The organism is Clostridioides sp. ZZV15-6388 (assembly GCF_020657755.1).
In the GTDB taxonomy this organism is placed as follows: Bacteria; Bacillota; Clostridia; order Peptostreptococcales; family Peptostreptococcaceae; genus Clostridioides.
In genome coordinates this window covers 100,773-122,480 of record NZ_JAGWCU010000003.1, presented here as the reverse complement: position 1 = coordinate 122,480, position 21,708 = coordinate 100,773, and the positions used below count along the sequence as shown (strand labels likewise).

18 protein-coding genes are annotated in these 21,708 nt (G+C 29.4%); 7 read left to right on the top strand and 11 right to left on the bottom strand.

What is annotated here, in order from left to right; genetic code table 11:
- Positions 1-67 precede the first annotated feature (67 nt).
- From KGF48_RS03315 to KGF48_RS03305, 3 genes are read left to right on the top strand one after another with little or no spacing between them, the layout of a single operon-like run.
- Complete coding sequence (locus KGF48_RS03315; RefSeq protein WP_227432638.1) at positions 68-277, top strand: spore coat associated protein CotJA; 210 nt, start codon at positions 68-70, stop codon at positions 275-277.
- Positions 277-543, top strand: a complete 267-nt coding sequence (locus KGF48_RS03310) for a spore coat protein CotJB (RefSeq protein ID WP_227840469.1) — start codon at positions 277-279, stop codon at positions 541-543. Before KGF48_RS03315 ends, KGF48_RS03310 begins: the two co-directional genes overlap by 1 nt.
- Before the next feature lie 28 nt (positions 544-571).
- Positions 572-1,144 (top strand): manganese catalase family protein, encoded by a 573-nt coding sequence (locus KGF48_RS03305; RefSeq protein ID WP_227828251.1) that lies wholly within the window; start codon positions 572-574, stop codon positions 1,142-1,144.
- Positions 1,145-1,408: 264 nt separating this feature from the next.
- Here KGF48_RS03305 and KGF48_RS03300 read toward each other — a convergent pair whose 3' ends face one another.
- Both KGF48_RS03300 and dut read right to left on the bottom strand, forming a co-directional pair.
- Positions 1,409-2,599: a C40 family peptidase gene (locus KGF48_RS03300; protein ID WP_227840468.1), complete on the bottom strand. Its 1,191-nt coding sequence runs from the start codon at positions 2,597-2,599 to the stop codon at positions 1,409-1,411.
- A gap of 261 nt (positions 2,600-2,860) precedes the next feature.
- On the bottom strand, positions 2,861-3,292 hold the full coding sequence (gene dut, locus KGF48_RS03295) for a dUTP diphosphatase (RefSeq protein ID WP_227828249.1): 432 nt from the start codon (positions 3,290-3,292) through the stop codon (positions 2,861-2,863).
- Positions 3,293-3,404: 112 nt separating this feature from the next.
- Here dut and KGF48_RS03290 point away from each other — a divergent pair, with 112 nt between their 5' ends.
- Positions 3,405-5,627, top strand: a complete 2,223-nt coding sequence (locus tag KGF48_RS03290) for a type IA DNA topoisomerase (protein ID WP_227840467.1) — start codon at positions 3,405-3,407, stop codon at positions 5,625-5,627.
- 115 nt (positions 5,628-5,742) lie between these two features.
- Here the strand turns inward: KGF48_RS03290 and KGF48_RS03285 are convergent, their stop codons facing one another.
- On the bottom strand, positions 5,743-6,228 hold the full coding sequence (locus KGF48_RS03285) for a MarR family winged helix-turn-helix transcriptional regulator (RefSeq protein WP_227828247.1): 486 nt from the start codon (positions 6,226-6,228) through the stop codon (positions 5,743-5,745).
- A 254-nt stretch (positions 6,229-6,482) separates the two neighbouring features.
- On the opposite strand from KGF48_RS03285, the gene KGF48_RS03280 reads away from it, so the two are divergent.
- From KGF48_RS03280 to KGF48_RS03270, 3 genes are read left to right on the top strand one after another with little or no spacing between them, the layout of a single operon-like run.
- Entirely contained in the window at positions 6,483-7,706 is a 1,224-nt protein-coding gene (locus tag KGF48_RS03280) for an efflux RND transporter periplasmic adaptor subunit (RefSeq protein ID WP_227828246.1), read from the top strand.
- Positions 7,707-7,710: 4 nt separating this feature from the next.
- The gene (locus tag KGF48_RS03275; RefSeq protein ID WP_227840466.1) at positions 7,711-10,842 is read left to right on the top strand and encodes an efflux RND transporter permease subunit; all 3,132 of its coding nucleotides are present in this window, start codon (positions 7,711-7,713) and stop codon (positions 10,840-10,842) included.
- Positions 10,843-10,864: 22 nt separating this feature from the next.
- On the top strand, positions 10,865-12,181 hold the full coding sequence (locus KGF48_RS03270; RefSeq protein WP_227840465.1) for a TolC family protein: 1,317 nt from the start codon (positions 10,865-10,867) through the stop codon (positions 12,179-12,181).
- Positions 12,182-12,346: 165 nt separating this feature from the next.
- On the opposite strand, the gene KGF48_RS03265 is transcribed toward KGF48_RS03270, so the two are convergent.
- The 8 genes from KGF48_RS03265 to KGF48_RS03230 all read right to left on the bottom strand — a co-directional run bounded on the left by KGF48_RS03265 (position 12,347) and on the right by KGF48_RS03230 (position 21,559).
- Entirely contained in the window at positions 12,347-12,592 is a 246-nt protein-coding gene (locus KGF48_RS03265; RefSeq protein ID WP_227840464.1) for a hypothetical protein, read from the bottom strand.
- A gap of 229 nt (positions 12,593-12,821) precedes the next feature.
- A complete protein-coding gene (gene ppdK, locus KGF48_RS03260) occupies positions 12,822-15,449 on the bottom strand; it encodes a pyruvate, phosphate dikinase (protein WP_227840463.1) in 2,628 nt (875 codons plus the stop codon).
- Between the two features lie 63 nt (positions 15,450-15,512).
- Entirely contained in the window at positions 15,513-16,355 is an 843-nt protein-coding gene (locus tag KGF48_RS03255; RefSeq protein WP_227432627.1) for a pyruvate, water dikinase regulatory protein, read from the bottom strand.
- A gap of 6 nt (positions 16,356-16,361) precedes the next feature.
- Complete coding sequence (locus KGF48_RS03250) at positions 16,362-17,000, bottom strand: helix-turn-helix transcriptional regulator (protein WP_227828242.1); 639 nt, start codon at positions 16,998-17,000, stop codon at positions 16,362-16,364.
- Between the two features lie 459 nt (positions 17,001-17,459).
- Positions 17,460-18,752, bottom strand: coding sequence for an NAD(P)-dependent oxidoreductase (locus tag KGF48_RS03245; protein WP_227840462.1), 1,293 nt, complete (start codon positions 18,750-18,752; stop codon positions 17,460-17,462).
- Between the two features lie 38 nt (positions 18,753-18,790).
- The gene (locus tag KGF48_RS03240) at positions 18,791-19,147 is read right to left on the bottom strand and encodes a PTS glucitol/sorbitol transporter subunit IIA (protein WP_227828241.1); all 357 of its coding nucleotides are present in this window, start codon (positions 19,145-19,147) and stop codon (positions 18,791-18,793) included.
- 28 nt (positions 19,148-19,175) lie between these two features.
- The gene (locus KGF48_RS03235) at positions 19,176-19,535 is read right to left on the bottom strand and encodes a transcriptional regulator GutM (protein ID WP_227828240.1); all 360 of its coding nucleotides are present in this window, start codon (positions 19,533-19,535) and stop codon (positions 19,176-19,178) included.
- A gap of 50 nt (positions 19,536-19,585) precedes the next feature.
- The gene (locus KGF48_RS03230; protein ID WP_227840461.1) at positions 19,586-21,559 is read right to left on the bottom strand and encodes a BglG family transcription antiterminator; all 1,974 of its coding nucleotides are present in this window, start codon (positions 21,557-21,559) and stop codon (positions 19,586-19,588) included.
- Positions 21,560-21,708: the final 149 nt, after the last annotated feature.

Here is a 21,708-nt window from a genome sequence, read left to right as displayed (position 1 = left end):
TTTAAATGGATGAATATTATACACTAGATAGACTTACCTATCTATTTACAACAAGGAGGTTTTCATCTTGGAAAATAAAACTAGAGACATTAAAAAAAATTGTGGTTCATCTTTGGCTAGACCATATATTAATAATCAAATTTTCACAGAAATGTACTGCCTTTCTGATGCATTAAAATTTGGAACTATATTTCCAGAACTAAATTTATTAGAATCTGAAATGTACAACAAAGAATTATATGCTAAGCCAAAAAAATTAAGAGGAGGTAGAAGATAATGAAAGATTCATCTAGAGCTGAACTTATGAGAAAAATTCAGGAAACATCTTTTGCATGTGTTGATATGAACTTATATTTAGACACTCATCCTGATGATAAAAATGCTATCAACACTTACAATTCATTGTGTAACCAATTTGCACAGGCTAGATATGCTTACGAAAATAAATATGGTCCTTTAACTAGCTTTGGGTATGCTCCAAGTAGATGCCCTTGGCAATGGGCTGAGCAACCTTGGCCTTGGGACAGAGAATTTAATTATTAGACATCAAGTATTGGAGGATTGAAAATTCATGTGGATATATCAAAAAACTTTACAACACCCAGTTAATATAAAAACTTGTGACCCAAGAATGGCTAAGTTTCTTATAACTCAGTTTGGCGGACCAAATGGAGAACTTGCTGCATCTTTGAGATATTTAAGTCAAAGATATACAATGCCTACTGGTAATATGCGTGCACTTTTAACAGATATTGGTACAGAAGAACTAGCTCACGTTGAGCTTATATGTACTATGGTTTATCAGTTAACTTCTGATGTAACTCCAGAAGAATTAAAAGCTGCTGGTCTTGGCTCAAACTATGCACAAAATGGATATGGAATTTATCCAACAGATTCAAATGGAGTTCCATTTGATGTAAGACCTATCGCGGTTATGTCAAATCCTGTAACTGATTTACATGAAGATATGGCTGCTGAACAAAAAGCACTTGCAACATATTATCAACTTATAAACTTAACAGATGATGTTGATGTTATAAATGTACTAAAATTCTTAGGCCAAAGAGAAATAATTCACTATCAAAGATTTGGTGAAGCTTTAATGGATGCTTATGACTTAGAAGAATCTCAAAAAATATTCTAAAATTCTTCTTTATATGTAAAACTACAACCATTTACTAATTTACTAACTTACTCTTTTCGCTTAAATCCGCTTAAAGATATAAAAAACTATAAAGAACTGTCCATTTTCTATACGCAAATAGAATAAATAAACAATAAAAAGCAGGTACTAAATCAACAGTAATATAGATAGTAATCTACAATACTATTGACATCTTACCTGCTTTTATTTTGTAAGCAATAAAGAAATATCTATTTGTAAAATTTTATAATTAAATCTAAATGATTATAAAACTCTTCTTGCATTTACATATCTACTTGAATAGTAACTACTATTTATATTAGATATTGTTACCTTTTTTGATGAACCTGAAGATGCGTGTATCATCTCTCCATTTCCCATATATATTCCAACATGACTTACAGAACCATTATTTGAGCCTTCTGTATCAAAGAATATTAAATCTCCGCTTCTAAGGTCTCCTCTATTTACATATGCTCCATACTTACTTTGGTCTCTAGATACTCTTGGTATACTAACTCCAGCAGATTTTTTCATAACATATTGTGTGAATCCAGAACAGTCAAAACTATTTGGACCTTCTGCTCCCCATACATATGGTTTTCCAAGTAGTGTCTTTGCAAAGCTTATTACACTATCAGCTCCCTGACTTGGAGAATTAGTTGAATCAGATGGACTTGAAGTATCAACAGAACCTTTTTCTGCAAGATATTGACTTGATACATATCCTGTTTGGTCATCATGATTTACTTTTGTCCATCCTCCATCTTCTGAGATACTTCCGACTTCAGTACCATAACTTAATGTAGCCACTTTAGAGTGTTCTGTTCCTGGTCCTGTTCTAAGGTTTAATGATTTTGCTGTTACAACTTTTGTATCCTTTACAAGATCACTTGAACTGTTTCCAGAATTTCCATTTGCAGAATCACTTAAGTTAGTTCCTAAATATTTACTTGAAACATAACCTACTCTACCATTAGAACTTATTTTTGACCATCCATTTGACTCAGATATGTATCCAACTTCAGTACCATATCCCAAAGTAGATATTTTAGAACTTCCTGTACTTGGACCTGTTCTAAAATTTAATCCCTTTGCTGTAACAACTTTTGTTGATTTTACTGAAGCATCATTACTTTCATTACTATTTCCTAGGCTATTTATTGATACATAGTTTTCATGTACATAACCTGTATTCCCATTATATTTAACTTTTACCCAAGAACCATCTTTTCCTATGTACTCAACTTTATCACCTTTGTAGAACTTTCCTATAGATGCATTATTTGTACCTGGTCCTTTTCTAAAATTTACTGCATTCCCTGTTATTGTTCTACTTTCTACAGTTGAACTTTCTATTTCAGACTCATTAGCATATGCTAAATTCCCCATTGTAGGCATTATTATCGCGGTGGCCATTATACTGGCTGCTACTCTCTTTTGATTAAAATTCATAACTTTCCACTCATCTCCTCTTTTCTAGTAGATTTATTTTTTATTTCTAACATAAAAGAAATAACTGACACTATTTTTAAATATCAATTATTTCTTTTATATTAATATTATTACAAATTTGTAACTATTTGTCTATAGTAATAATTCTATACCATAAATTACCATAAATATTTTTTAATCACAAAGAGCTTGAAACTCAGTTATATAGCCAATCTATATTTTATTAAACAATTTTATATTTTTTAACTTTTTTGTAACTTTTTAGAATCCTGTTGAACCAAATCCACCTTTTCCTCTTTCAGAATCACTTAATTCTTTAACTTCTTCTATATTAATCTCGTATATAGGTTTTACTACCATTTGAGCAATCTTCATATGTTTTTCAACTTTAAAATCATTTTTTCCATGATTTATTAATATGATTTTAAGCTCTCCTCTATATCCTTCATCAATAGTTCCTGGTGTATTTAACACAGTAATTGAATGTTTTAAAGCAAGTCCACTTCTAGGTCTCACTTGTGCTTCTGTCATAGCAGGAAGTTCTATACATATTCCAGTTTTAATAAGTTTAGTCTCTCCAGAAGGTATTACAACCTCCTCTATAGAATACAAATCCATACCCGCATCACCTTTGTGAGCAAAATTAGGTATTATAGCGTCGTCATTTAATTTTTTTACTTTTAAATTGTACATTTTATATCTCCTTTCAATTTCCTATAAATATTATAACTTAAATTTCAGCCTCTTGAAGTTTTTTATTTTTTTGTGGTAATATAATTATTAGTGTTTTAAAGGAGGATTTTTTATGAAACTTGTACTTGCTGAGAAGCCATCCGTTGCAAAAACTATAGCATCATTTTTAGGTGCAAAGACTAGACAAGATGGTTACTTTGAAGGAAATGATTATATAATTACTTATGCAGTTGGACACTTAGTATCATTATATGATATGAAAGATTATGATAAAGATAAGTATTCTGGCTCTTGGAAAATGAATAATTTTCCATTTGTGCCTGAAAATAAGTTTAAATTCAAAATTGATAGTTCTAAAACTAAACAATTCAATACTGTAAAAAAACTTTTAAACAGAAAAGATGTGGAATATGTAATAAATGCCACTGATAATGACAGAGAGGGAGAACTTATAGCATTTTTAATATTTTTACTTGCAAAAAATAAAAAACCAGTAAAAAGAATCTTGGTAAATGAATGGACTCCAGAAGACATTACAAGGGGTATAAAAAACTTAAAAGATGAAGATGAAATGAGAAATCTTCAAGCTGCTGGATATACAAGACTTATTACTGATTGGCTAATTGGAATAAACTTCACTTCTGTTGCTACATTAAAATATGGAAATGGAAAATTATTAAATATAGGTAGAGTAATTCTTCCAACAGTCAAATTAGTCTATGATAGGGATATGGAAATACTGAATTTTGTTCCCAAAACTTATTATGAGGTAGAGGGTCATTTTAAAGCTGAAAATGGTGAATATAAAGGTAAATATATTAAAGGTAAAGAAAGTAAATTTGATACACTTGAAGATGCAAATAAAATCATAGCTTCAATTACATCTCAAACTGGCAAAATACTAGATAAAAAAATTACTATGTCAAAAGAGTATGCACCAAAACTTTTTAGTTTAACATCACTTCAAGGATATATAACTTCTAAGTACTCTAATTTTACCTCTGATAAAGTTTTAAATGTCTGTCAATCTCTTTATGAAGGTAATGGTAAAGGTGGGTATATAACTTATCCAAGAACCGATTCTATTTTTTTAGAAGAAAGTTTAGCTTCAAAGGCTTCTCAAACCTTAGAAAAATTAAAAGTTGGTCTTGAATATGAAAATAAAATTAAATTTTCTAAAACAAAAAGGGTCTTTGATTCATCTAAGGTAGATTCGCATAGTGCTATAATTCCTACTTATATAATACCCAAAAATTTATCTAAAGATGAGCAATTGGTTTATGATGCTATAAAAGATAGATTTGTAGCAAATTTTATGCCTCCTGCTGAATATGAGAACACAGAAATTAAAACTAAAGTAGATGATTGCACTTTTTTAACAAAAGGAAAAGTACTTAAATCAAAGGGATACCTTGAAGTATATAATAAGGAAGAAAAAAACGATTTACTTCCATTTGTAAACAAAGATGATATTGTTGATGTCTTAGAGATAAAGCCATTAACTAAACAAACAACACCCCCTAAATCATATACTGAAGATACACTTTTAAAAGCTATGAAAAATTGTGGTAAAAATGTACCTGAAGAAGATACAACTGTACTTTCAGGATATTCAATAGGAACATCAGCCACACGTGCCGATGTACTAAAAAAAATAAGTCAGGTTGGCTATGTAAAGAAAAAAGGCAAATCTTACTTTATAACAGACCTTGGAAAAAATTTAGTTGAAATTTTTCCTGTTAAGGACTTATTTGATGTGGACTACACTGGTAAACTTGAAAAAAGTTTAAGTGATATTCAAAAAGGCAAATACACCAGAAAAGAATATCTTACTCATATTATTAGTTTTATATATCAAAATGTTAATATCATAAAGCAGGATGCTTCAAAAAATATAAATACAGAGGCTTATACTTTTGATTCAAAAACTAAAAAATTTACTAAGGTAAAAGCAAAAGATTCAAAAAATAGCTCAAAAAAAAGTTTGACTGATTCTGAAAAGGAAATTGCTGTATCAAAGGATACAGATATTAAAAAAGAAAATACTTCTCTTGGTAAATGTCCTATTTGTCAAGGTGATGTCCTTGAGTTTGATAAAGGATTTGCTTGTAAAAATCATAAAGAGTGTAAGTTCGTTATTTGGAAAAATGACAAATACTTAAGTCTCTACAAAAAGAAAGTTAATAAAACTATGGTCAAAAATATTTTAAAAAAAGGTGAGACCAAGGTAAAATCTTTAACTTCTAAAAATGGAAATAAATTTGATGCTACATTAAAATACAATAAAAATCCAGATACTGGCTACTTCAACTGGAAAATAGAATTTGAGAATTAAATAATATTCATAAAAGCAGAAATAGCAGTAGTATAATATTAGATATATTATACTACTGCTATTTCTGCTTTGTGTAAAAATTCAACTTTATAATGATAGCTTCTCCTATGTACATTTAAACTAATTTTTTTACTATTTCTGATAGTTTAAGTGTATGTTCATCTAATAAAGTTAGCTCTTCATCAGAAAGATTTGATAGTTTTTTTACTATAGACTCTTTAAGAATAGATTGTACAATATCAAATAATTCAAATGCTTTATCTGTCAATTCAACTCTAAGAACTCTTCTGTCTTTTGGGTCAGGAAATTTATTTACTAAATCATGCTCTACCAATCTATCAATAATTGGTGTCATATTTGATTTTAATATTCCTAAATTAGAAGCTATTTGAGAAATTGATGATGAGTTTGATGTCATAAGATAAAGAATTACCTTTGCATGTGATGGAGCCATTGGACATTCTCCAAAATACTCTTTCATCATATCTGAGTTGTTTTGAAATTTTTTTAACAAATCGTTTTCTTTGAATATATTATTTTGAAGTACAAATAAAAAGTCTAAAAAAGAGTCCGCTATTTTAAGTATATTATCGTTATCCATATTTGTAACATCCCTTCAATAAATACTGTAATAAAATATTCATTCTCTATTATATATATTATAAATTATAAACTATTAATAAATTTAAAACAAGAAAAAGTTATTGACTCATAATAATTATAAATTTATAATCAAATTAGAGAATTATAAAATGCCAAAAAAGGGAAGTTTTTTAATTAGCCTAAAACTAAACTTAAATTATAAGACACTTTAAATTCTACAACAAGCTAGTGTAAAATATAATAGGAGGATATATGAAAAGATATTTAGTAGTTTTTTTAATGTGTAGTTCACTGTTCTTAGTTGGATGTGGAAAAACAGATGAACCTGAACCAGAAAAACCTATAGCAGTCTCTGTTCAAAAGGCAGTAGGTGGAGAAATAGAAAATACAAATGCTTTCTCAGGAACTACAAAAGTTAAAGATGAGACATCAGTTACTGCTCAAACTGCTGGCACAGTTCAAGAAGTTTATGTAAAACTTGGGCAAAATGTAAGAAAAGGTGATGATTTATTGAGTATAACCAGTGAAGATCTAGAAAACAGTGTAAAACAGTCTAAAGCATCACTGGATTTAGCAAAAGCAAGTTATGCAAGTGCCACTGGAGGTGCATTAGAAGCTCAAGTAAATCAAGCAAAAACAGCTCTTGATAGCGCAAAACTTCAATATGATGAATCCCAAAGAAATTATGACAATAATAAGGTTCTTTACGAGCAGGAAGTAATTAGTTTAGACCAATTTAAAAAAATAGAAGTTGCTTTAGAGCAATCAAAACAACAACTAGATTCTGCACAAAGGGCATACAATACAGCAACTTCAAAAAGTATACCTCAAGCTAAATCACTTGCTAAAAAACAACTTGACCAAGCTCAAGTATCATATAATTTAGCAATGAGTAACTTAGATAAGTTGACATTAAAAGCTCCAGTAGATGGAACAATCACAGCCAAAAACTTTGACTCAAAAGAGATGATAACACAATCACAACCAGCTTTTGTTATTTCTAATCCTAATATATTAGAAGTAGACTTAAATGTAGCAGAAGCAGATATAGCTAAATTTAAAAAAGATGGCAATGTAGATGTTGTCATTGAAGATCAAAGAGTTTTAGGAAAGATAGATTATGTTCCCTCAGTAGTTGACCCTCAGACATCTTTATATCCTGTTAAAATACTTGTTACTAATACTAACAACAAATTTAAGGCAGGAATGTCTGCACAAGTAAACTTAAGTGTTGAAAAAGAAAATGGAGCTGTTACAGTACCTAAAAAAGCAATATTTGAAGAAAATGGAAAAAAATATGTATACATAGCAACTAAGGATAACATAGCAAAGAAAACATTAGTTCAAACTGGAATTGTAACAGAGGATAAAATAGCAATCAAAAGTGGTGTAAGTGAAAAAGATACAGTGGTTATTGGAGGGATAAGTCTTATTTCTGATGGAACTAAGATATTTCCTGTAGAAAAGGAGAAATAGTATTATGAATTTAACACATACTTCCGTTAAGCGTCCTCTCACAATCATAATGGTCTTCTTAGTTTTAATAGTTTTTGGTGGTATTGGATATAAAAAAATGTCAATAAATCTAATGCCTGATATAGAAATACCTGTTGTAATGGTTATGACTACTTGGACAGGTGCAGGTCCTCAGGACGTTGATGAACAAGTTAGCCAAAAAGTTGATGAAAGTTTATCAGCTGTTTCAAATGTAAACTCTACTATATCAAGTTCACAAGAAAGTGTTTCTATGGTCGTAGCTCAATTTGAATTTGGAACCAACTTGGATGAAATAATGAACGATGTTAGGTCTAAAGTAGATGCATTACAAACTAGCTTGCCAGATGATGCAGCTAAGCCAACAGTACTAAAATTAGATATGAATGCACAAGCTATAGGTCAGCTTGTTATATCTGGTGGAAACAATAATGCACAAGCACTAAGAAAATACGCTGAAGATGTAATTCAGCCTAAAATAGAATCTATAGATGGTACTACATCAGCAGACATTAAAGGTGGAGAAAAAGCTCAAGTTAATGTAATAGCTGACCCATCAGTTCTTTCAAATTATGGAGTTAGTTTGTCAACTATAAAAGGTATTTTATCATCTAGTAATAAAACATTCCCTTATGGTTCAATTACTCAAGGTGAAGATAAGATAGTCTTAAGATCAATTGATAAATTAGAATCTTTGGATGATATAAAACAGATTCAAATTCCTGTAAAAGGAGGAAACACAGTTAACTTAGATACTCTTTGTAGTGTAGATTATGGATTTGCAGACAAAGATAGTATTTATAGATACAATGGAAAAAGCAGTTTAGTAATAGATATTTCTAAGCAACAAGATGCAAATACTGTAAAAGTTATGCAAGACGCATATAAATATGTAGATGAATTGAATAAAGAAAACCCACAATTTAAAATTAAAATTGCCAATGATACAAGTGCTTACATAAGCGAATCAATAAACAGTGTAATGAGCAATTTACTTATAAGTGCAGTTATTGCGTTTATAGTAATCTTTGCTTTCTTAAAAAGCGTAAGGGCTTCATTAGTTGTTGCAGTTGCAATACCAATTTCTATAATAGGAGCAATAGCTGTTCTCTATTTTACAGGTGAAAGTTTAAACCTTATCACTGCAAGTTCATTGGTAATTTCAGTTGGTATGGTTGTTGATAATGCTACAGTTGTAATTGAAAACATATTTAAATACAGGAAAAGTGGCCGTTTGAGTATTGATGATTGTGCTATTGAAGGTACAAGAACTGTTACCAATGCAATATTAGCATCAACATTGACCACTATAGCTATCTTCTTACCTATTATGTTTACAGAAGGTATAGCCAAAATAACATTTGGGGCTTTAGGTAAAACACTTATAGCTTCCCTAGCCTTCTCTTTTATAGGCGCAATTACTCTTGTTCCTAGTGTATTTGCAAAACTAAGTAGAGGTAAAAGTAGTGAAAAAATGAAGGAAAAAGATAGCCCTATATTTGATAAGGTAAGTGAAGGATATAAAAGATTACTAAGTGTATGTTTAAGACATCAGAAATTAGTAGTAATATCAAGTTTACTTATATTTGTAGCTTCTCTATTTGGAATGAGCTTTATAGGTATGGACTTTATGCCTGCAGCAGATAAAGGAGAATTGGCTATTTCTATAGAACTTCCAAAGGGTCTTAGCTTAGAGGCTAATGATTATTATGTGTCTATGACAGAGAAAAAAGTTTCAGATATTCCAGAAGTCAAGACATTAATAACAAGTTTGACATCAGACTCAAATAATAATGGTGCAAATATAGCAATTGAATTGGAATCTCAAAAAAATAGAAAGAGAACTACTGATGAAATAGAAAAAGAAATAATTGATAGAGTTGCTACTGTTCCAGATTGTAAAATAAATGTAAGTCAAAATAGTAGTGTTATGGGCGGAACTTCAGGAGCAGACTTCACATTAGAGATGAAGGGCCCTGATTTGGATGTATTAAAGATATTAGGAAAAGAAGTTGAAAAAGAATTCAGTTCTATAAAAGGATTTAGAAATGTAGAGACTTCTCTTGCAGATACAACACAAGAAGCTCAATTTACAATAGACAAACATAGGGCTCAAGAATACGGTGTAAATACAGCAGAAATTGCAGGATTATTACGTACTGCAATAAATGGTGATTCAGTCACTACTGCCACTATTGATGACTATAAAGTAGATGTAAATCTAAAGTTTAAAGCAGATAGTATTGATAATCTAGAGGATATAAAACAGTTAAAAGTAAATTCTGCAACTGGAAATGAAGTACCTCTTGGAGCTTTCTCAAACATAAAAATGGTAGATGGTTTACAGTCTATATCAAGAACTGATGGTGATTTTTCTGTAAATATAACTGCAACACTTGATAATTTAGATGCTGGTACTGCTACAAAATTAGCATTAGAAAAAACTAACAAGATGCTAATCCCTAAAGACTACTCTATTGGTGTTGGTGGAGAAACAGAAATGATGAATGAATCTATGGCCAGTCTTGGATTCTCAATGGTTATAGCCATAGCACTTGTTTATATGGTAATGGTAGCCCAATTTGAATCATTTAGTAAACCATTTATAATAATGTTCTGTGTTCCATTTGCATTCGTTGGAGTTGTACTTTCTCTTTTGGTAACTGGTCAAAGTTTAAGTACTGTAGGTATGTTAGGTATAATCTTACTTATTGGTATCGTTGTTAACAATGGTATAGTTCTTATTGACTACATAGAGCAACTTAGAAAAGCAAATCGTAGCAATGATTTAATTGGATTGGTTTCAATTGGTTGTGCTGCAAGACTAAGACCCGTTTTAATGACAACTGCAACGACAATCTTAGGTATGTTACCAACAGCATTATCTCTTGGTGAAGGTGGAGAAACAATGCAACCACTAGCCGTAGTTATAATGGGTGGTCTTACTGTATCTACACTAATAACCCTAGTACTTATCCCTACTATATATTTAATATTTGATAAGTGGGAAAATAAGTTTTCAGATAAGATGCCTAAAATATTTGGTAAAATAACAGATAAAATAGGAGATGTAAAAGGAAAAATATTCAAAAAACCAAAATTAAAAGCTAAAATTTAAATATAAATGGAGGGCGATTGTATTGAATAAAAAAGTTAGTAAAATAATTGCAATTGGATGTGGTGTTGGTATAATAACAGCTAATTTAATGCCAGCCTATGCAAATGATAATACTTCTTCTATAAATAAAGTTGATAATGCTACCTTAAGTGACTCGGCTAAAAGAACAGCTGAAAAAGAACTTTTAACTGCTAGAGAAGCTGTCAGTGCTGCACTTAAAAATAGCGAAAAATTAAAGATGAAATCAGAAGAAATAAAAATGTTAAAAGAAAAACTAGAAGTACAGGATGAATTTGATAGTTTTACTGGAAGTGATAACTCATTTCCATATGACCAAATTGGACTTCTTAAAAATCAAAGCGAACAGGCCAAATATTTTATGGAAGATCAAATAGCTAATGATATTACTAATAAGTACAATGACTTAGTCTCAAGAGAAAATGAGTTAGATAAGATAAAAAATAATCTTGAGATAAAAACTAAAGAAATTAAAGATATGAAACTAAAAAAGGATTTAGGTCTAGTGACATCATTAGAAACTGAGTCAGCTGAGCTTGAACTTCAGACATTGCAAAATAATCAAAAAGCTAAACTTCAAGAACTAAAAAACAATCAAGATTATTTTAAGTTGTTGACTAATATAAATTTAGATAACTATCAATTAGATAAAGAATACCGTTTTGAGTCTTTTAGAGTGGGTGGTTCAGTTGATTCATACATGGAAGGTAAGGTTAATGAATACTTAAAGTATGACCAATTGATTTTAGAACGTACAGAAGAAAGTTTTAATGATGATGATGAAAATAAGGCAGATTTACCAGATAGACCTAACCTTACAAGACCAGTTGCTCCTACAAGACCAGAACAAGGTAGTTTAACTGATGCTGAATATGAAGTTCTTAAGAATAAGTATGAAAAAGATTATGCTCAATATGAAAAAGAAGTTGAAGCATACAATCTTGAAAGACAGACTTATGCTGCTGGACTTACTACATATGCAAATTATCTTCAACAAAAGTATAATACTGAAAATGGCTTAGTTACACTAGAGGATAGTAAAAAAGCTCTAAAAAAAGGCTTGATTGATAGCTATGCACAATTACTTGCTTTAGAAGATACAATTGGAACAACTAAAAAACAGCTCGAATTATCGGAAAAACAATTAAAAAATACTAAGCTAAGATATGATTTAGGATTGATTACTCTAACTGACTATAAAAAACAAGTAGTAAGCAATGAAGATGCCAAAAATAGCTATGATACACTTATTGTAAACTACAATTCATTAAAAAATGGTATAGAAAAGCCATGGATACTTAGTGATGGAAGTAAAAAGTAATACTGTTATATAGAAACATTTATTTACTAAAATAAATTTGCTCAATAAAATAGAAAAAGAGTTGGCTTATTATTAGTTCAACTCTTTTTCTATTTACTAAAATATCATTGATTCTAAGAACACATATATCCTTCACCACAAAGTAAAGTCTAAAGCTGAATTTAATTAATTTTTATCAAATGTTTCATCTATTTTACATCTGACCATGTTAACAAATTCTGAAATATTATATCCTTTCAGCTTACATCCACATTTAGGACAATAATCTAACTTCCTAGATACTAATGCTCTACAGCTAGGTTCTGGGCATCTCATTTTAAGACTCTCTTCTACTACTTTAAATCCACATCGTGGGCATATACTACCTGGACGTGATGATACTTCTTTTCCACATTTAGGACACTTTGTCAACTTTATCCCCTCCAGTAAACTCAATTTAATTATTAGTTGAAATTTCTCTCTTACAATAATATATGCAACATAATTAAATAACGTTTCACCTACTATAATATAAATTAGATTTTTTATAATAATATAAAATAAAAATCCCCTATACTCAATTTACAAATACTCTATTTGATACATTGATGTATAGGAGATATAATATTTTAGTTTAATTATATATGTTTATAATATATTATTATCTAGGGTTTTTTATAGATGCTTGAGCTGCTGCAAGTCTAGCAATTGGCACTCTAAATGGTGAACAAGATACATAGTTAAGTCCTACACTATAACAGAACTCCACTGAAGATGGTTCTCCACCATGCTCTCCACATATTCCTAGTTTTAATTCTGGCTTAACTTCTCTACCTAATTTAGCTCCCATCTTAACTAACTTACCAACACCATTTTGGTCTAGTACTTGGAATGGGTCTTTTTCTAATATTTCTTCATCTACATATTGACCTAAGAATTTACCAGCATCATCTCTTGAATATCCAAATGCCATTTGAGTTAAGTCGTTAGTACCAAAACTGAAGAAGTCTGCTTCTTGTGCTATTTCATCAGCTGTTAAACAAGCTCTAGGTATTTCTATCATAGTACCTACAGTATAAGGAACTTCTACTCCTTCTTCTTTTATTATAGCATCAACAGTTTCCACTATCATTTTTCTTATTATCTTTAACTCATTTACTTCTCCAACTAATGGAACCATTATTTCTGGAGATACTTTAACACCTGCTCTTATTGCTTCTATAGCACCTTGTATTATTGCCTTAGATTGCATTACACATATTTCAGGATAAGTTATTGCAAGTCTACATCCTCTGTGTCCAAGCATTGGGTTAAATTCATCTAAGTCAACTATTCTCTTCTTAATATCACTTACTTTTATTCCCATAGATTTTGAAAGTTCTTCTATAGTTTCATCATCATGAGGTAAGAATTCATGTAGTGGTGGGTCTAGTAATCTTATGTTAACTGGCTTCCCATCCATAACTTTGAATAACTCTACAAAATCTTCTCTTTGCATTGGTAATATTTTTTCAAGAGCTTTTTCTCTTTGCTCTACTGTATTAGATAATATCATTTCTCTAACTGCTGGTAATCTGTCTTCATCAAAGAACATATGCTCAGTTCTACATAAACCTATACCTTCAGCACCAAATTCTATAGCTGCACGAGCATCTCTAGGATTATCTGCGTTAGTTCTAACCATCATACATTTATGCTTATCTACCCATTGCATTAGTTTTTCAAAGTTTCCAGTTAAAGAAACTTCTGTTTTCTTAACATCTCCTAAGTAAACATTTCCTGTAGAACCATCTATAGAAATGTACTCTCCTTCTTTTATAACCATATCATCAAGAGCTCTTACTTCTTTGTTAAACTCATCAACTTTTATTTCTCCACATCCAGCAACACAACATTTACCCATACCTCTAGCAACAACTGCTGCATGTGATGTCATTCCACCTCTAGCTGTAAGAATTCCTTCAGCCTTAACCATACCTTCTATATCTTCTGGAGATGTTTCTAGTCTAACTAAAACTACTTTTTCTCCCTTTTCATTTGCTTTTACTACATCATCAGCATTGAAGTAAACTCTACCACTTGCTGCACCTGGTGATGCTGGTAAACCTTTTGCTATAACTTTAGCTTCTTTTAAAGCTTTATCTTCAAATTTTGGATGTAATAACTGGTCTAATTGATTAGGCTCAATTCTCATTATAGCTTCTTTTTCATCTATTATTCCAGCTTCAACTAAATCAACTACTACATTTATTGCTGCTGCTGCTGTTCTTTTACCATTTCTAGTTTGTAATATATATAATCTTTCATTTTCTATAGTAAACTCTATATCTTGCATATCTTTATAGTGACCTTCAAGTATATGAGTAATTTTTACGAATTCATCAAATACAGCTGGCATTACTTCAGCAAGAGTTGATATATTTTGAGGAGTTCTTATACCTGCAACAACATCTTCACCTTGAGCATTCATTAAGAATTCACCAAACAATTTATTTTCTCCTGTAGCTGGATTTCTAGTAAATGCAACACCTGTACCACTAGTTTCTCCCATATTACCAAATACCATTGATTGAATATTTACTGCTGTTCCTAAATTATGAGCTATATCATTCAATCTACGGTATACGATTGCACGAGGATTATTCCATGATCTAAACACTGCCTCTATAGCAAGCATTAATTGCTCTTTTGGGTCTTGTGGAAAATCACTTTTTATCTCTTTTTTGTATATTGCCTTAAATTCTTTTACTATTTCTTTTAAGTCATCAGTTGTAAGTTCTGTATCAACTGTGTATCCTTTTGCCTCTTTTACTCTATCTAGTACATTTTCAAATTTGTATTTTGGCACTTCCATAGCAACATCAGAAAACATTTGTATGAATCTTCTGTAACTATCATATGCAAATCGTTCATTTTGTGTAGCTTCTGCTAGACCAATGACACTATTGTCATTAAGACCTAAGTTAAGTATTGTATCCATCATTCCTGGCATAGAGAATACTGCACCAGAACGAACTGATACTAATAGTGGGTTCTTATTACATCCTAATGTTTTGTTTAAATCTTTTTCTAAAGTAGCTAAATGTGCTTCTATTTCTTTTATTATTTCTGCTCTTATACTTTCATTATTAACATAGTAGTCATTACATGCCTCTGTTGTTATAGTGAACCCAGGAGGGACAGGTAAACCTATCTTAGTCATTTCTGCTAAATTGGCACCTTTACCTCCTAGTAAAGATTTCATGTCTTTGCTTCCTTCACCAAAACTATAAACATACTTAGTTTCCATTGTTAAATCCCCCATTAATCTTTTTTATTTTAATTTATATCATTTTTATTATTAGACATTTTATTAAATTTCTATTTCTTTATATATTTTTAGACCATTTTCTTTCATTATGTCTAAAATTATACCTGCAGTTTCTTCAATTGCTTTATTTGAAACATTTATTACTGGGCATCCAATTTTCTTCATTATTTCTTCTGAATAGTCTAACTCTTGAAGTATTCTTTCTAAGTTAGCATAATTAGCTTTACTAGATAGCCCTAAAGCTTTTAATCTTTGAGTTCTTATTTCATTCAACTTTTCAGGTGAATTAGTAAGACCTATTATCTTCTTAGTTTCTATTTCAAATACTTCTTTAGGAATTGGTATTTCTGGAACTAATGGTACATTAGCTACTTTTATATTTTTATTAGCTAAATACATACTTAAAGGGGTTTTAGATGTTCTTGATATTCCCACTAAAATTATGTCTGCTTGAAGAACTCCTCTAGGGTCCTTTCCATCATCATATTTTACTGCAAATTCTATAGCCTCAACTCTCTTAAAGTAAGATTCATCTAATTTTCTGATTATACCAGCTTCTCTTTTAGGTTTTCTTCCAGTTCTTTTACTTATTTCTCTTAATATATCAGTCATCAAGTCTATACAACTAAGACCTTCTCTTTCGCAATATCTTTCAACAATACTGCATAATTCTTCATCAACTAATGTATATACAATCAAAGCGTTTTCAGCTTTTGCATTTTCTAACGTTTCAAGTAATACTCCCTTATTAATCATATATGGAAATCTTTTTATTTCATAAGTTTCATTTACATAAAATTGTGACATACATGCTTTTGCAACTTGTTGTGCAGTCTCCCCTACTGAGTCTGATACTGCATATATAATTAGGTTTTTCACCAGCATACCTCCTTAATTGTCAACTATTTCTAAAAATAGCTTAGTTATGTTGGTTTTTGATATTCTCCCAACAACCTTCATATGATTTTTGTCTTCTTCTTTATATTCAACAATTGGAATCGAATCTACTTCATGTTCTATTATTTTTTTTGAAGCCAATAAAACACTCGCTCCCTTATTCAAAGTAACTACGTTTGGGGTTCTTGTCATTATCATACCTATTGGCATCTTATTTATATCAGAACCTCCTATAGTTGCTTTTAATAAGTCCTTTCTAGAGACAACTCCACATAATTCTTCATTTTCATCTATAATAACTATACTCCCTACATCAGATAAAAACATAGTGACTATTACATCATATATACTTTCATCTTTCTTAGCTAGTACAGGCATGCTCATTATATCTTCTACTGTTTTTTCTTTTATACTTTTACCAATTAGATTAATTTCACTAACTCCTGAATAAAAATATCCAACTTTTGGTCTTGCATCTAGTATTCCTGTCATTGTTAATATAGCTAAATCAGATCTAAGTGTAGCACGAGTCACATTCAAGCTGGAGGCAATACTTTCACTCGTTATTGGTTCATTTTCCTTAACTATATCTATTATTTTTAGTTGTCTTTCATTAAGCTGAATAATAATCACCTTCTTTCATTGTGCTATACTTTTTATCTTTTCGTATCTTATATAGTATATTATATAACTATATATACCATTCTGTAAACAGATTTTTTACTGAATACGATATATTTTTTACTAAGTTCTTTTGCTTAAAGATATTTATTATATATTAATGGGGGATATTTCTTTAATTAATAGAACTATATTAGTATTACAGTTAATATTATAATACATAATTGGCTAATTTAATTCATTTTATATTAAAATTTTTAATTATATTGTCTTAAATATGAATATAAAATTGCAGAATTAATTTAAATTAAACCTACTAGTAAGATTTGCAACTGTAAACAAACTATAAAATAAGATTTAGTAAAACACCCTCTCAAAAAATATAAAAAAATTTAAAAGGGCTGATTTCAAAATAACCATCAACCCTCTTTTAAATAACATCATCTATATTATATTATTCTGCAATAAATTTTATCCAAATATTTTTTCTTGTAATTGTCTTAAATGATATAAAGTAGTATCTTTTTCTATCTCTACCATATCATATGTTATAACTTCACCCTTTTTAATATCTTTAATAACCTTAGTCTTTTTACTAATTAAACCAATAGGCACAGCATTCATTTCTTTTGCAACATCATATTTTTCTATAGTACCATAGCATGTATATGCACCATATCCATCCATATACTCACCTTTTTTCAAGTCTTTCTTAGCTATAGTCATAACTTCTGCAACTAATCCAGCTTTAGGCACTATTGTAGCCTTATGCTCTAAAACTGCCATTGCTGCTGATAAAGGAGTTTCTAAACTGCATAAATGATATGGTCTATATAATATGTAATTAGGTCCATCACCCATACTTAAGTATTTTAATTCATCATTAACTGCTTTTAATTTATGAGCAACTACAACGAAAACACCAGGTGCTATACCATTTACAAAATCAACTACACCATAATTATCTAATACTCCACCCTCGCTCTTTAATGCATATTTCTTAGGTACTTCATTAACTGTAGCTTCAATACCATGTCCACCTCTTACATCAGGTACAAATCCAGTTGCATTACACATTAAAGCCATTTCTACCATTGTTTTAGTACCTTCTTTAAAAGAAGCTATCATATGAGGTGAAGCTCCTTTTCTTTCTGCTTCTTCTTTAACAGTATCAGGATTACAGTCTAAATCTAATTTATTGTTTTTACCTTTACCTACTACTCTAACTTTAAATCCCATTGCATCTGCAAAATCAAATAGACCCATTACTGCCCCTGGTTCATCTCCTGCAGAACCTGTAAATATTACTCCTGCGTCATCTGCTAATTTTTTAAGTATTGGCCCAACAACACAATCAGTTTCAGCGTTTAACATTACTATGTGTTTTTTATTTAAAATAGCATTTAGTGCTATTTCTGCACCAATTGCAATACCTCCTGTTGCATCTATAACTACATCTATTGACTTTGTTTTACAAGCTACAAGAAAGTCATTACATGTTAATACTTTTCCTTCTTGTAATTTTACTTCTGCCTCTGTTTCATTTGTTACATTATCTATAATTTCTTCTTCTATACCTGCATCAGTAAATGCTTTACGAGCTAATTCTAGATTTATATCTACAACAATAGATGCTTCCATTCCTTTCATATTTGCCATTTGACTTACCATTCCATTACCCATATGACCAGCACCTATAAGAGCTACTTTTATTTTTTTACCTTCTTCTTCTAACTTTGCAAGTTTTCTATTTAAATCTAACATATCAATTCCTCCTGTTATAATAATTTTATTTTTTCAAATTAATAAATAGTTATTAAATCTCCAATCTTTATATCTGGTTTTCCAATTTCTACATGTATTTCTCCAGGTAAATTTACTTTATCTTCTCCATCAAATTTAATTGTACAGTGACCAATTTCTCTAAGAGTATTTTGAGCAATATCACCAACTGAAACTATACAATAATCTCGATTTCCTATTGTAAGTGTATCCCCTATTTCAACATCACTTTTTAATGTTGATATTGAATGAATTACAGATATATCTTTCAAATCTTCATCATTAATAGTTTCATTGTATATAATAAGACAGTTGCTTTCATTTATTAATTCTTCAACTAAACTGCCTATCCCACTTATCTTAACTTCATATTTCATGATATCCCTCCTGATAATTTATATTAGATTAATTAAAAGAAATATTTATTTTTTCTTTTATAAATTTTATAGCTTGTACAATACTTTCTTCATCTTTAAATTTTTGCTCTGCACTATATATATCTAATCCTTTTATATCTTCAATCTCTTTAAACTTAGCCATTACTGTGCGACCTTTTAAAATTTCTCCACACTTTATAAATCCCTCTGAATCTGAAGATATAATAGCTATACTTCCTTTAGAAAAATAACTTTTCTTTTTTCCTGTAGACACTATATCGCCCATTTTTTTAGCTTTATTTAAAGCTTTGAAATATAGTTTATTTTGTTTCATTACAAATAAAGTATTTAAAACATAAACAACAAATAAAATTATAAGTAGTTTCATATTTACACACCTTTCATAAATTAATTTGTTTTTTAAATCCTATACAAACCCTATATAATATTCTCAATCAACACTTTTTTAAATTCTACAAAGCTTCTACATTTACTTATCTTATTTGTTAATTTTACATTTTGTCCTATTTTTAAAACTTCTTCATAAATCTTTACCAATAAATCTGAATCCACCTTGTCCTCACATGGAAACATCGTCATAAGTATTATTTTTATACTTCTATTTGCATAAACTATTGGCTCTTCTAAAATCCCAACTGCCATTAAAAATTTATCTGACTTTTCATTTACAGCATGAGGAAATAACAAACCTTTATCAAAAACTGTAGGAGATTTTTCTTCTCTTTTGATTATATTTTTTCTAAAATTATCATCAATACATCCTAAATCCACAAGATTGTCCATCATTTTCTCTAAGGAAGCAAGTATCGTTTTTTCATTTAATATCATAAAGTTATTTTCATTTAATAAATTATTTATTAGTAAATTTGGAGAATCAGTAGTATCTATGTTGCCTTCTCTTAGGCATAATACTGTTTTTAATTCTTCCCTCAATTTATTTTCATCAAATATTGTATTGATTTTTAATACTATTGTATTTATATTTGATGTATCTAAATCAATAGTTGTAAAAACTATATCGTATTCATCTAAATTAATATTTCTCAAGTTAAAACTTGAAAGAGTATCAATTTTAGGATTATTTCCTATCAACTTTTCAACTCTTATTTTTAATAGTTTTGCTGTTCCAAGACCTGTCCCACATATAATTGCTATTTTCTTAATTGAATAAAATCTACTACTATTTCTTTCTAAATATCCACTGAAATGAATTGCTATATAACCAATTTCATCCTCTGAGACTTCTAGATTATATTTTTTCTCTATTACTTTTCCTGCTATTTGTGCCAGCTTAAATGGAAGTATATAGTTTTGTTTGATTTCTTCTAACAAGACATTTTTTAATTTTATATTAAATAATAGCCTATTTAGTGTAAAACTAAGATGATATCCAAGTCCTACCCTTAATTCATCCTCATTTATAAAAATACCCATATCAACATATATCTGATTAAATATGCTTTCCATTAAATCATCAATATTTTTATTAATTCTACTACTATTTAAAGCACATTCTGATGCTGGTGCATTTCCACTTACTAATGGTATAGTTAAATAAATAATTTCTTCATCATTTAAAATATGTTCAAATTTTTCTGATAAAATATTCTTTATTCCCCTAGCAATAAGATACTCATCATATGACTTAAGTAAATCAAATTTTACATCGTACTCTTTTATTATCTTCTGTTCTTTTACTCTATACATCAAAACTACTATATAATTAAAAATTTCTCTGAGCATTTCATCTGTAACATAAAAATTATTATTTTTAAATAAAGTCAATAATTCTTCTTCTAAATTTACAATTTCTTCTTTTTTAATACATTTAAAGTACTTAGAATTATTTAAATCTTTTCTTGAGTCTTTATACAACTGATTTAATATAAGTAACCTAATATCAAGTTCACTGCCATGTAATTTCATTCCTGTATTTTGCTTTTTTACTAAATTCAAATTATAAGAATTTAATACCTTTTCTACATATTGAAAGTCATTTACCAAGGTAGTTCTTCCTATACACATCTCATCTGCTAGACTATCCAGTGTAATAAATCCATCTAGTTCTATCAAATAATTTAGTATAAACTCTGCCCTATCTTCCTTTGAATTTAATGAAAATACACTTTTTTTATTCACATCAATAATCTTATTGAGTATTCGCTTATCTTTTATCTCTAATTTATAGCCTTGACCTTTTATATATTTTATTATTGCTATGTCACTTCCTAAATCTTTATTCAATTGCTTTATATATGTTCTTACACTTCTAGTTGTAACATTCAATTCGTCTGCTATTGAATTAATACTTACAAACTCTTTTTTACTACACATAATCAATATCTTAAATATTTTGCGGTCAATAGAAGGAATTTTCTCAGTTACATTCATTTTGTATCTCCTCCTTGATTTCATTCTAGTACAAACTTGAAACCAAATTAATACATAAAATTTCACTTTGCTAGAGGAAAATTTAGTATTAATCTAAATCAATAATCACTCCTAATTAATAATACAAAAGCTAGTCTTTCATTAACTAA